This is a genomic window from Flavobacterium sp. GL_143, assembly GCF_057834355.1.
Map to the genome: position 1 here is coordinate 235,285 of NZ_CM174401.1, position 13,417 is coordinate 248,701.

The following is a 13,417-nucleotide window of genomic DNA, read 5'->3' on the forward strand; positions in this document are numbered from 1 at the left end:
TATTAAATTATATTTAAGTTGTTTTTATTTTATTTTAAATCGTAATCCTGCATAATACATTTGTCCAAAAACCGGAGCATAGACAATCGACGCATCAAAATCTGGTCCAAACGGATTATCACTTCCTAAGATAGCCTTGTCTTGTCGGTAATTTCCAATATTCTCCCCTCCTACATACACTTCAAAAGTATCCGAAAAAACTCTTGTCACTTGTGCATTCATCAAAGAGTATGAAGGTGAAAACTCAGGCAATCTATCCTTTTCTGGATTTGAAGCTGTGTTTGGCAATTGCTGTTGTCCAATCCAATTAAAAGTATAGTCCATTTTCCATTGCTTTCCGTCAACAAGATTTGTTTCATATTCCAGATTACCAAAAAAACGATGTTTTGCCTGTAACGGTCTTGCGTAATTTCCAGACAAATAATCTGTTCGAATATCATAATACTTATAAGCCGAACGGAAATTAAAATTCTTTAATAATTCATAATTAAACTCAACTTGCAGACTATTAGCATATGATTTTCCATTTAAATTATAGAATAAAACTTCCTGTGGACTTTGCATTACATCTACAACAACCTGATTTTGAAAATCGGTTCTGTATAAATCAAAAACAACTTCGGCATGTCTATCAAAAAGAGAAAATCTTTGTGAAAAGCTCAACCCATAATTCCAAGCGATCTCAGGATTCATTCCGTAAATTTTACCGCTATTATCAAGAATCGAGAATACTCTTGAACTAGCAAAGAGTTGCTGATTCTCGGCAAAAATATTAGCCGAACGTTTTCCTCTTCCTGCCGAAAATCTCAAAACTGCTTTTTCCCAAGGGTTGTACCTTACATGCAAACGTGGTGTTACAAAAGTTCCCAACCGATTATGGTTATCTATTCTTCCGCCTAAAATAATACTGAAGTTATCAGAGTTGTCATACGTATATTCAAAGAAAGCTCCAACAGAATTATCGATTCGGCTATAATCAGTTACATTCACAAACTCCTGATATTGATCGTATGTAAAGTTTAATCCTGCTGCAAATTTGTTCTTGGTATTATCGATAATCGAATTAAAAATCAAATTAGAATAATAACTATTCTGCTTGATATTATAATCATTTAAACCATAGTAAGATTTCTGATTATGACTATTAAATGCGTTCTGAAAACCAATACTCTGAAAAGGCATATCTGGAAAAACATAACCTATTTTGGTCGAAACATCAATTCGCTCTGTATTTATTTCAGATCCCCAATAATTGGTTGTGCCTTTATCCCGATCTTTATCAAAGTCAAGCTCTCCAGTTTGCTTTTTGTCATTCATATATCTAAGATTAACAAAACCAACCCAACCTTTCTCGGCATTAGTATATTGATAACGATTTAAAATATTGATTTGCTTCGCTAATGGATTATCCATAAATCCATCATCATTCATATCGGTTTTTGCAACACGCGCATTACCATGAACCAACAAACTTGTTGCCCATTTATCCGAAAGTTGCTTAGTAAAATGGGTATTTAATTCAAAACGAGAATCGGCAGAGCCATAAGCATTCAAAAAGAATGGGATGTCATTCATCGGCTTTAACAACTCTGTGTTTATTTGTCCAGAAATACTTTCATAACCATTTACAACACTTCCAGCTCCTTTGGTTATCTGAATACTTTCGACCCAAGTTCCTGGTGTAAATGACATTCCATAGGCTTGAGAAGCTCCACGAACTGATGGAACATTCTCTTCAGTAATCATTAAATATGGACTCGTAAGCCCCAACATTTTAATTTGCTTCGTTCCCGTTAATGCATCCGAAAAGTTAACATCAATAGATGGATTAGTTTCAAAACTTTCGGCAAGATTACAACAAGCTGCTTTAAGCAATTCTTTACTTGTTATAAGCGAAGTATTTCCTGTAAGTGTATATGATTTTTTAATTCCTTTTTGCTTTTTAGTAATCTTAACTTCTTCCAATTTTTCTTGCGCAAAAACAGGAATACAAAGCAAAAGCATAGCAAAAAGTGCTATATTTTTTTTCATGAGAATAATTTTAATGTTTAAAAAAGTAGATTCAAACCATACTGAATGATTTGACTTTAAAAAAACATTAAAATCAGGCGTAAAATATATATTGGTGATAGAGTTTAAATAGCGGAGGTGCATGAGCATCGCTATAATATGCAATTATCTGTTTGTTTTTAAAACTCGGAATAGAGAAAAACGCAACAGTTTTAAATTCTTGTAGTGTAAAAGGAAAATCAAACTGAAACAAGAATGTTTTAATCGTAGCTGTATCTGACTTTTTCTCAAAATGAACTACTTTGTCTTTGCAGCAAGATGATTTTTTTTCGGAAGTAATTCCACAACATGTTTTTGTTGGTGGAGCTTCTACAGTTTTGTTTAATGAAATTGAAGCTAATTTGTCACCACAATAATGCACATCAAAAGCTAGTCCTACATTGCAAACCAATAGTAGAAATGCTAAAAATAAACTAGTGCATTTTTTTATATTCATATCGTCTGCAAAATTAGCATTATAATCAATTCTTAAAATCAAATTCTTGTTAAAAATTTCAAAAAGCACCTTTTACAAGTCAAACTCCTGCCCCATTAAAGGAATAGAACAATTAAAACCGTATTTCTCTTTAATTTTTATACGAAGCGCATCTGCAGGAACATTTTCTCCATGAACCAGAAAAACTTTTTTAGGCTTATTTTCTAATGCCGAAAGCCAAAGGAGCAAATCATCCTGATCACCATGAGCAGAAAGTCCCGCTATTTCTAAAATCTTAGCTTTAACGGGGAAATATTTACCTCTAATTTTAATTTCATTATCACCTTCTAATAACTTTCTACCACGAGTTCCTTCGGCTTGATAACCAACAATAATTACCGTTGTTTCACGCAATCCGATATAATGTTCAAAATAATTTAGAACCCTTCCTCCTGTTGCCATTCCGCTTGCAGCAATAATAACCTTTGTACTTTTATTATAAATAACATCCATCGTTTCCTGATAATCCGAAACTAGAGAAAACATTTTGGCCATACCTGTACATTCTTCCATCGTTAATTTATGCCATTCTCTATTATTCATAAAGATTTCTAAGGCACTAATTCCCATTGGTGTATCAATAATATAAGGAATATTCGGAATCCTACCTTCTTTCTTAAGCTGCCACAACAAATACATTACACTTTGTGCTCGCTCTACAGCAAAACTAGGAATGATAACTGTTCCCTTTTTCTGAAATGTAGCATTGATGTATTTTTCGAGTTCATCTTTAGCATCGGTATCTGGATGCAATCGGTTTCCGTAGGTACTTTCTAAAAATATATAATCAGCAGTTTTAGGTTTTTCTGGAGGATATAACAGTACATCATTATCACGACCAATATCTCCCGAAAAAACTAGTGTTTTTTTCTCAACCGTTAATGCAATGCTACAAGCTCCCATAATATGTCCCGCAGTAAAAAAAACTGCCGAAATATCTGCTTCTAAAAAAGATGGTTCATTTATTGTTACCACTCTAAAAAGCGGAAAGACTTTCCTGGCTTGTTCCACAGTATAAAGTGGTTCTGCTATTTCATGTTTAGAATATTGCTCTTCGTTAGCTTTATTAGCTTCTTCTTCCTGAATCTTAGCACTATCCAGAAGAATAAGCTTGGCTATTTCTTTTGTAGGGCCAGAACAATATATTTTCCCTTTAAATCCCTGGTATACCAATCTCGGCAACCAACCACAATGATCTAAATGTCCATGTGTAAGCAACACAAAATCTATAGTTGAAGGTAAAATAGGCAAAGGTTCCCAGTTGAGTTCCCGTAAAGGTTTTATCCCCTGAAACTGCCCACAATCAATTAAAATTCTAACCCCATTACTCTCAATCAACGTTTTGGAACCTGTTACTGTTCCCGCACCTCCAATGAATTTGACTTTCATTTTATTTGAATTTAAATTACACCGACAACAAAAAGCAATACTTTCAAGAATACCTACATAATTCTGAGGCTTCTTTTGTAACACTTATTATTCTTTGAGAACTCAATCCAATTTCTTCTAAACAACTGCGGTTATTCAACAATTCTTTAACCAAAATCACATCCAAAGCCAATAATTTATCCTTTTCGGCCAAGGCTAGTGTGGTTAAACAAGTTATAGGATATAGATTATTATTCTCATTCTTTGTTCTCAAGTTATTATTTGCAGGATAATCCCAACTTAATAAATTTAATCCTGAACACGCTCCAAAAGTCATCGCATCCAATGTAAATCGATTATTGGTAACTATCCAACACTCTGAGATAACATCTTTGTCTGTAAAAACAGGATGTTTCCTTTCTTTAATATCATTAAATCGGGATAGAATATACATTGGCACTTTTACATCTGTAGATGCTTCTTTTCCCATATGAAACTTACACTCTACCATTGCAATAACATCATTCTTTTTTATCAGGACATCTATTTCATGAGTAACACATTTGCCTTGCAAAGTCAAATTAGTCTTTGTTTCATAATTTTCTTTAGAAAAAAGTCTGGCAATATATTTTTCGAAGTAAAAACCAGCAGGTCCTAATAACTGAATGGCTTCTTTTAGGTTATAACGTGCCGCATGCGAATGGGATATTTTTCTTAACAATTTAAAAGCCATCTTATAGATTCTCTTGGTCGAAATCCCCTCGTACATTTCTTTCTCTATCATTTGTAAAACATCCTGAACAACTGATTGATTTGCACCAGAATTCAAAAGAGATTTCTCTAATTTCTTTCTATCAAAAACAACAGTATCTCCTGATTTTTTTACAACTCTCATTTATTTTTTGATTTGAAAATTAAACAAATACAAATCGACTAATAAAGGTACAAAAAAAGGGCTATTTATTTATTTTTTGATAATAAAATCCAGGAATAAACAACAGTATAAGAATAGGTTGAATTAAAAAACGACGTACATAAAAAAGAATCAAATTATTATGGTTGCCATAAAAATAAACAATACAATAGAAAGCAATAATGAGGATAAGAAAAAACAGAACATATAAAACCAAAGCAAACTTAACCAGTTCTGTTTCTCTAAAAATGACATAAATTATTCCCAATGATATAATCGTATTTAAGAAATATCTAAATAACAATCCCAAGAACAATTGAATCGAATTGAATTCAGGCAGAGGAAGTTCTTTATAATCTCTCTCAAAATAAACGAGAAAAGGATCATAAAATAATTGATTTTCGTATGCTCTTATGCCTACCAGAAGAAACACAAACACAATTAAGAGAAAAATTCTTGATTTATTTTGAAGAATATTATTTAGCATATTTTGAAAATTTACTTACCCAAATAATCCACAAAATAAAAACTACTCCATAAATAACCAATGGAAAAAGCACACCATGTAAGAGATGTGTTTTCTCTGGGAAATAATATAACAATCCTGCTAATGAAGCGATTCGGCAAATATTAAGAATATAAATAAAAAGACTTCCTCCTAAAATATAAAACAATGTCGGCTTTAATTTACCTGAAAAAGCGACTATAAAAGCGACAAACAAAATAATCACGCTAATCGCATTACAGCCTTCTACAATTACAGCAACTACTTCCTGATTGTAGAATATCTGTAAATATGGCTCTGAGGAAATTTCATCAACCCTAGCATCATTATTAAATAATTGCAACAACCACTCGGTATGATTACCTACTAATTTTGTTATTCCATCTATTTTATCATTCTCAAAACTACCTAAATAGAATTGATAAACTAATGTCAATAGAATATAAGTCCCAAAAAATGTACCTATAAAAAGAAGAAAAGGCTTGTACTGGATTAAATATTTTTTCAAGAGAAATTTTTAACAAATTTATGTATTTTTTGAATTTGGCTTTAAATACTTTTGTATAAAAACTAAATAAGATGACTTTTCAGGAATTACAACCAAAAATAACTGCAATTGTAGCAGATACAAATCAGTCTAGAGACGAAAAACTATTAAACATTTGTCAATTATTAAGCAATAATGTTGACTATTATAACTGGGTTGGATTTTATTTTGCCAATCACGAAAATAAAACATTGCATTTAGGACCGTATGTAGGAGCTGAAACTGATCATACTGTAATTCCATTTGGAAAAGGAATTTGTGGACAAGTTGCTGTTTCTAACGAGAATTTTGTAGTTCCAGATGTAGCTGCTCAAGACAATTATATTGCTTGTAGCTTTACTGTAAAATCTGAAATCGTGGTTCCTTTATTTGTTGACGGAGTAAATATTGGTCAAATTGATATTGATAGTCACGTTATTGACCCTTTTACAGAAGCTGACGAAAGATTTTTAGAGTTTGTAAATTTGGAAGTTGCAAAATTGTACTAAAAATAATACATTCGCGTAACTTTACTTTTAAACTCTTTTATGAAACTAATTTTACGCGTTTTCTTTTTTCTCACTATTTCGACAAAACTGTTTGCACAAACACAAACGGCAATTTCTTCAGATAAAATTGTTTATCTCGATTCTACTTGGCTAGAAACAACGTCTGAAAACTATAAATATATAAGAGTCATTAAAGATTATTACTCTGATGATAAAAAAATTTATATCGTTAAGGATTACTACAAATCAAAAACCTTGCAAATGATTGGTGGTACAACTGACAAGGACATTATCAAAGAAGAAGGACCTTATATTTATTATTACGAAAATGGGAATAAAAAACTCTCCGTCAATTATTCAAATAGAAAAAAAACTGGAAAAGAGTTTAATTGGTATGAAAACGGAAACCCGAAATCTGAGCTTGAATATTTTGAAAAAAAAAGAGAAGTTCAGTTTAAAGTAAATAACTTTTGGAATCCCGAAAAAGAACAAACTGTGATAAATGGTAACGGCGAACTTAAAGAGGTAAATGAAAACATTGAACAAAGCGGAAAAATAAAAGATGGTTTTCCTGACGGAATCTGGAAGGGAAAAAGTATAAAAAGTCAATACACTTTTACAGAGATTTATGAAAACGGAAAATTAAAATCAGGAACAAGCATTGATTCCTTACAAATCGGACATCATTATAAAGTTGTCTTTCAAAAACCCGTGCCTAAATCCGGAATGGAATCATTTTACAAATACATATCACAAAATTTAGATACTTCTGAAAATAGATTTTTAGGAAAAATGTATATTTATTTCGTTATAGACAAGGAAGGAAACCTGATTGAACCAAGAATTTTAAGAGGACTTGGCTACGATTTAAATCTAAAGGCAATAACCACAATTACAAATGCTGGAAAATGGAATCCGGGCTTAATAAGAGGCATTCCAAGCCGAGTTAGCTATTCATTACCTATAACAATTAGAAAAAATACTCAATAAAATTTATTTTTAGAGAAAAAAGTACTATTTTTGCACCCGTCTTACAAAAGTTGTATGACATACATAAAAATCATTAAATAATATTGGAATGTATTTAACTAAAGAAAAAAAGGAAGAGATTTTTGCACAACACGGTGATGTTACAAACACTGGAAAAGCTGAAGGTCAAATCGCATTGTTCACTTACAGAATTTCACACTTAACTGAACACTTGAAAAAAAATCGTCACGATTATAACACTGAGCGTTCACTTGTACTTTTAGTAGGTAAAAGAAGAGCTTTGTTAGATTACTTGAAGAAAAAAGAAATCAACAGATATCGTGAGATTATCAAAGTATTGAATATCAGAAAATAATCAATATAAAAAAGAGGTGCGAGAGTGCCTCTTTTTGTTTTTACACAAACAAAGAAAAAAAGTTTGGTTTTTCATTGGGTTTTAGGCATTAACTACGCACAACAACAACTACAACACAACTAAAACCCATTGTATAACCAATAAGGAAAAATTTATGATTCCACAATTATTTGTAGAAAAAATCGATTTAGGTGATGGCAGAAGCATCACAATCGAGACAGGACGCTTAGCTAAACAAGCTGATGGTTCTGTAGTAGTAAGAATGGGCGATACGATGATACTTGCAACAGCAGTATCTGCACGTAGCGCTAACCCAAATGTTGATTTTTTACCATTAACGGTAGATTATCGCGAAAAATTTGCAGCAGCTGGTCGTTTCCCAGGAGGTTTCTTTAAGAGAGAAGCTCGTCCAAGCGATAGCGAGGTATTAACAATGAGATTAGTTGACCGTGTTTTACGTCCGCTTTTCCCAGATGATTACCATGCTGAAACACAAGTTATGATTCAATTAATGTCTCATGACGAAACTGTTATGCCTGATGCTTTAGCTGGTTTAGCTGCATCTGCAGCATTGGCAGTTTCAGACATTCCTTTTTACAACTTAATTTCTGAAGTACGTGTTGCACGTATTGACGGAAAATTTGTAATTAACCCAAGTAGAGAAGACTTAGCAAAATCTGACATCGACATGATGATTGGAGCTTCTATGGACTCAGTTGCGATGGTTGAAGGAGAGATGAAAGAAATTTCAGAAGCTGAAATGGTAGAAGCAATTAAATTTGCTCACGAAGCTATTAAAGTTCAAATCCAAGCACAATTACGTTTGCAAGCTGCTTTTGGTAAAAAAGAAATTCGTACTTACGAAGGTGAGAAAGAAAACGAAGAAATTTACAAAAAAGTAAAAGCTGCAGCATACGATAAAATTTATGCTATTGCAAAAGTTGGTTCGGCTAAACACGAAAGAACTGCTGCATTTGCTGAAGTAAAAGAAGAAGTAAAAGCTTTATTTACTGAAGAAGAATTAGCTGCTGATGGAGATTTAGTTTCTAAATATTTCTACAAAACAAACAAAGAAGCTGTTCGTAACGTAGTATTAGAATTAGGTGTTCGTTTAGATGGTAGAAAAACAACAGATATCAGACCAATCTGGTGTGAAATTGATTATTTACCAAGAGTTCACGGTTCTTCTTTATTTACACGTGGAGAAACTCAAGCTTTGGCAACTGTAACTTTAGGAACTTCTAGAGAAGCTAACCAAATTGATTCTCCATCTGAGCAAGGTGAAGAGAAATTCTATTTACACTATAACTTCCCTCCTTTCTCAACTGGTGAAGCTAAACCTCTAAGAGGAACTTCAAGAAGAGAAGTTGGTCACGGTAACTTAGCTCAAAGAGCTTTAAAAAACATGATCCCTGCTGATTGTCCTTATACTATCCGTATTGTATCTGAAGTTTTAGAATCTAATGGTTCTTCTTCTATGGCTACAGTTTGTGCTGGTACAATGGCTTTGATGGATGCTGGAGTTCAAATGGTAAAACCAGTTTCTGGAATTGCTATGGGATTAATTACTGACGGTGAAAAGTTTGCTGTATTGTCTGACATTTTAGGTGATGAAGATCACTTAGGTGATATGGACTTTAAAGTAACTGGAACTGCTGACGGTATTACAGCTTGTCAAATGGATATTAAAATTGATGGTTTACGTTACGACATCATGGAGCAAGCTTTAGGGCAAGCACGTGAAGGACGTTTACACATTTTAGGAAAATTAACTGAGACTATTGCTGCTCCAAGAGCAGACGTTAAAGCACACTCTCCAAAAATCATCACTAGAACTATTCCTGGAAACTTTATTGGAGCATTAATTGGACCTGGAGGAAAAGTAATTCAAGAATTACAAAAAGCTACTGGAACAACTATTGTAATCAACGAAGTTGATGAACAAGGTGTTATCGAAATCTTAGGTACAGATCCTGCAGGAATTGAAGCAGTTTTAGCTAAAATTCAATCTATTACTTTCAAACCTCAAATGGGCGAAGCTTACGAAGTTAAAGTAATTAAAATGCTTGATTTTGGAGCTGTAGTAGAATATACTGCTGCACCAGGAAATGAAGTTTTACTTCACGTATCTGAGCTAGCTTGGGAACGTACAGAAAACGTTACTGATGTAGTAAACATGGGAGATGTATTCCAAGTTAAATACCTTGGACTTGATCCTAAAACTAGAAAAGAAAAAGTGTCTAGAAAAGCACTTCTTCCAAGACCTCCACGTGAGGAGAAAAAAGAGTAATCAGATCTTAGTTTACTAAAGGTTTATTCATAGAAAACCCCAATTCATTTAGTTGAATTGGGGTTTTTCGTTTTTAGCTATTGTCGATAAACAATTCCGAACATTAAACTCTGTGATCCAAAATCTTTCTCAACCTTATCATTAAACAATCCATAAGGAGACCATTGATAATGACATTGTAATCCAATATTTTTATAATTGAGCTTAATTCCTTGCGAAAGGTAAAATGTAGTTAAAACTTCTTTTGTATGTTCTCCATCTTCAAAATCTAATTCGTCTGGCGCTTTATAAAAATTTAAAGCCAAACCAATTCCAGAATTCCATTCTAAATTAAAATCTTTTTTTCGCATAGATAAAGGAACAACTTTTGCAAAACGAGTTCCAATATTTATCGCAAAATGACTTGACTTGTATTGAACAATAGAATCTCGATATTCAAAATCAGGCTCTACTGGTCTTTTAGGTATAAAAAAATTAAACCCAAAATCTATAAAATCTTCCCGATTCAGTTTATTTCTAAACCAAAAACCAAATGAGGGCGATAAATCAAACTTATCCGAAAGTTTCCCGATTGGCTGAACAAAACCAGCTTCAATATAAATTCTTTCATAATCATCCGAGTAATCTTGAGAATCATTTTGTGAGAATGCAAATTCTGAGAACAGAAGAATGAATAGGAATAAAAAACTTCTCATAACTACCAATTTAAAAAAGGCATCGACCTTTTATTATTCACATTCCAAAGCCCTAACTGAAAACCTTTAGAATTTGATTTATTAAAAACACCAATCTGTAATCCTCTATTAATTTGTGCCTGATTAAAAACTCCCAAATGCAATCCCTTCAACTCATACGATTGATTATAAACTCCAATTGTTGAACCAATTAAATCATTATTAGCATTATAAACACCTATCGACAATCCGTTCTGATTATCAGCAATTGTTCCTAAAACAGTAACCGAAAATCCATTAAAATCATTGAACTTGTTTCCTGCCGAAATATTTAAGCCATTCATGCTTGCTGTTGTAAAAAAGCAACCTGAACTAAGATTTAAGCCATTCAATTTTAAATAAGGAGTATAGCTCATATTCTTAATTTTATAAACCTCATTCGGTTCTTTAACAACATGGTACTTTTTATTATTCTTAATGATTTCTGGCAGATACATTAACGATATAAAAGCATATAATGCTCCAGCGGCTGGTGCCGGGTTTGCTTCTATATTTATCCCATTAATTGTTTGATGCTCTATATTTTTATTATTGATATGACCAAGACCAAACACAAGTCCATTTACTTGATCTACTTTTTTAGAAATTGGCGAAAGACTAAAAATCTGCGAATGTGTTTTTACGGAATCAACTGTATGAATCTGGATTGTATCCTGAGCATGAATAAATCCAAATGCAAAAAACAGGAATACTAAAATTGACGTTTTCATAAATCATTGTTTTAAAATTACAGGACAAACCTATTGCAATTATCACACATGAATTTGCTTAAATCAATAAAACCATTTCTTATATTTGTGATTATCGCAAATTATGAAATACCAAGAATCATTATTAAAAGCCATTCGAAGTAAAGTTCCAAAATCAGCTTCTTTAATAGACGAAGTTGCTTCTGTATTAGAAATTAGTTACGATGCATCACACCGAAGAATATCTGAAAAAAGTAAATTTTCGATAGATGAAACTATCAAACTAGCGGATCATTTTAATATTTCGTTAGATAATTTATTCTCAAAAAAAGAAAAAGTTATTGTAGAGAAAACAATTGAAATAGAAACATTAAAAGATATGCTTCAGTATTTCAAAACTTCAGCAGAACAAATTGAGTTTTTAACTAAAAATCCAAAAACGACCCTTTTTTATTCTGCCAAGGATATTCCACTGTTTTATTTTATGGACGGAACCATTTTATCTAAATTCAAAGCATTTGTGTGGCTGAATCTTTTAAATACGAATCAAAAGAAAGTTACTTTTGAAAATTTTGTAATCGAAGAATCCTTTACAGAATATATGCAAAAATTGAAAAATGTTTATGATAATGCTATTGTAAATGAGGTATGGAATGACACTACAATAAACAGTAGTCTACAACAAATTTTATACTTTTATGAGGCTGGCTTACTTAACTTAAAAAATGCAAATGCTCTTTGTAAAGACTTAAAAAGAATCATCAATTCTATTCAGGAAAAAGGCAATAAACCAAATTCTAATTTCACTATATACTACAACGAGTTAATATTATTAAACAATAATATGCTCATAGAAACCGAAGAAAAACTAACCATGTTTGTTCCTTATACCTTACTCGGTTATTTTATTACTGATAATGTAGATAGTTGCAAAAATGTACATCAATTCTTTAAGCAGCAAATTATCAACTCAAAGTCTTTGGGCGCTTCGGGAATCAAAGAGCAAAATTCATTCTACAATCGAGCCAATCGAAAAATAGATTATTATATCGAAAAAATAAATTCTCAGGTAGACCTACTGTTTTAAAGGAATAATCATTTTTTATAGTTTTTGGAGTAGTTATTTTATTACTATTTAACACATTTACGTGATATTTATAACATTTTTTTAATACTTTTGAAATTAAGCAAGAAATTAACTTTATATCAAAAGATACAGTTGAAAAATTCCCAAAACAAACTAACATTACTATTACTAGGCGTTATCATAAGCATTAATGCTTTACATTCTCAAACAAACAAAGAAACTTCTATATATAATTTGTTTGATAAAGCCATAGGTAAAGAAAATTTAGCAATATACAATGGCTCACGCCATGTGAACTATTACAGAACAATAGATAACAGCCATAGTTATTATTTTTCAAATAACTTTAGTATTGGAAATCTTAACTATGAAGGTCAAGACTATAATAACCTTGATCTTAAATACGATGTTAATAATGATGTTCTGGTCTTAAAAGCCACTGGCGAATTTGACTACCTAGGAATTAATGTCATAAAAGAAAAAACAGCTAGTTTTAGCATTAATCATAAAAATTTTATTAATGTAAACTACAACAATCCTACATGTCCAGACTACATGAATGGTTATTATCAAGAAATTATTTATTCTCCAGATGATGTTCTTTATATTAAACATCATAAAAACAGAGGAAAGATTATTGATAATAAAAGAATTTCTGATGTAGCTAACCAAAATACATTTGATGAATTTATTGAGAAGAATGATTTTATCCTAAAACACAAAGGCAACTATTATAAAATAAGTTCCAAAAGTGATATTATCAAAATATTTCCCGAGTCTAAAAGTAAAATAAAGAATTATTACAATAACTATTCTCAGTTAGAGGAATCGGATAAGAAAATTTTCATTGAAAATCTAATAAAAGAAATCAACAGTACTCCCTCTAACTAATGTATTCAATTAAAA

14 protein-coding genes are annotated in these 13,417 nt (G+C 31.7%); 6 read left to right on the plus strand and 8 right to left on the minus strand.

All coding sequences use genetic code 11. The features are described from left to right. Positions 1-24 precede the first annotated feature (24 nt). The 6 genes from AC3IPI_RS00970 to xrtF form a co-directional block, all read right to left on the minus strand. On the minus strand, positions 25-2,031 hold the full coding sequence (locus AC3IPI_RS00970; RefSeq protein ID WP_489156538.1) for a TonB-dependent receptor plug domain-containing protein: 2,007 nt from the start codon (positions 2,029-2,031) through the stop codon (positions 25-27). Between the two features lie 73 nt (positions 2,032-2,104). After that, a complete protein-coding gene (locus AC3IPI_RS00975) occupies positions 2,105-2,506 on the minus strand; it encodes an HYC_CC_PP family protein (protein ID WP_039111605.1) in 402 nt (133 codons plus the stop codon). Positions 2,507-2,578: 72 nt separating this feature from the next. Continuing rightward, positions 2,579-3,934 (minus strand): MBL fold metallo-hydrolase, encoded by a 1,356-nt coding sequence (locus tag AC3IPI_RS00980; RefSeq protein ID WP_489156540.1) that lies wholly within the window; start codon positions 3,932-3,934, stop codon positions 2,579-2,581. Between the two features lie 43 nt (positions 3,935-3,977). Then, positions 3,978-4,808 carry an ATP cone domain-containing protein gene (locus AC3IPI_RS00985; protein ID WP_489156542.1) on the minus strand — a complete coding sequence of 277 codons (831 nt, stop codon included), beginning with the start codon at positions 4,806-4,808 and terminating at the stop codon, positions 3,978-3,980. Positions 4,809-4,869: 61 nt separating this feature from the next. Beyond that, complete coding sequence (locus AC3IPI_RS00990) at positions 4,870-5,313, minus strand: exosortase F system-associated membrane protein (protein ID WP_323488793.1); 444 nt, start codon at positions 5,311-5,313, stop codon at positions 4,870-4,872. Continuing rightward, on the minus strand, positions 5,303-5,839 hold the full coding sequence (xrtF, locus tag AC3IPI_RS00995) for an exosortase family protein XrtF (RefSeq protein ID WP_489156544.1): 537 nt from the start codon (positions 5,837-5,839) through the stop codon (positions 5,303-5,305). Before xrtF ends, AC3IPI_RS00990 begins: the two co-directional genes overlap by 11 nt. Before the next feature lie 71 nt (positions 5,840-5,910). Between xrtF and AC3IPI_RS01000 the strand changes: the two genes are divergently transcribed. From AC3IPI_RS01000 to AC3IPI_RS01015, 4 genes are all read left to right on the plus strand, one after another. Then, positions 5,911-6,366, plus strand: coding sequence for a GAF domain-containing protein (locus AC3IPI_RS01000; protein ID WP_489156546.1), 456 nt, complete (start codon positions 5,911-5,913; stop codon positions 6,364-6,366). Between the two features lie 39 nt (positions 6,367-6,405). Continuing rightward, entirely contained in the window at positions 6,406-7,356 is a 951-nt protein-coding gene (locus AC3IPI_RS01005; RefSeq protein WP_489156548.1) for an energy transducer TonB, read from the plus strand. 88 nt (positions 7,357-7,444) lie between these two features. Next, complete coding sequence (gene rpsO, locus AC3IPI_RS01010) at positions 7,445-7,711, plus strand: 30S ribosomal protein S15 (RefSeq protein WP_039111513.1); 267 nt, start codon at positions 7,445-7,447, stop codon at positions 7,709-7,711. Positions 7,712-7,865: 154 nt separating this feature from the next. Continuing rightward, the gene (locus AC3IPI_RS01015; RefSeq protein WP_489156551.1) at positions 7,866-10,001 is read left to right on the plus strand and encodes a polyribonucleotide nucleotidyltransferase; all 2,136 of its coding nucleotides are present in this window, start codon (positions 7,866-7,868) and stop codon (positions 9,999-10,001) included. A 77-nt stretch (positions 10,002-10,078) separates the two neighbouring features. On the opposite strand, the gene AC3IPI_RS01020 is transcribed toward AC3IPI_RS01015, so the two are convergent. Continuing rightward, positions 10,079-10,696 (minus strand): hypothetical protein, encoded by a 618-nt coding sequence (locus tag AC3IPI_RS01020; RefSeq protein ID WP_489156553.1) that lies wholly within the window; start codon positions 10,694-10,696, stop codon positions 10,079-10,081. A gap of 2 nt (positions 10,697-10,698) precedes the next feature. Next, positions 10,699-11,445, minus strand: a complete 747-nt coding sequence (locus tag AC3IPI_RS01025) for an LA_2272 family surface repeat-containing protein (RefSeq protein WP_489156555.1) — start codon at positions 11,443-11,445, stop codon at positions 10,699-10,701. Positions 11,446-11,548: 103 nt separating this feature from the next. Here AC3IPI_RS01025 and AC3IPI_RS01030 point away from each other — a divergent pair, with 103 nt between their 5' ends. Further along, positions 11,549-12,511 (plus strand): hypothetical protein, encoded by a 963-nt coding sequence (locus AC3IPI_RS01030; protein WP_489156557.1) that lies wholly within the window; start codon positions 11,549-11,551, stop codon positions 12,509-12,511. 132 nt (positions 12,512-12,643) lie between these two features. Next, positions 12,644-13,402 carry a hypothetical protein gene (locus AC3IPI_RS01035; protein ID WP_489156559.1) on the plus strand — a complete coding sequence of 253 codons (759 nt, stop codon included), beginning with the start codon at positions 12,644-12,646 and terminating at the stop codon, positions 13,400-13,402. The last annotated feature ends 15 nt before the right edge of the window (positions 13,403-13,417 follow it).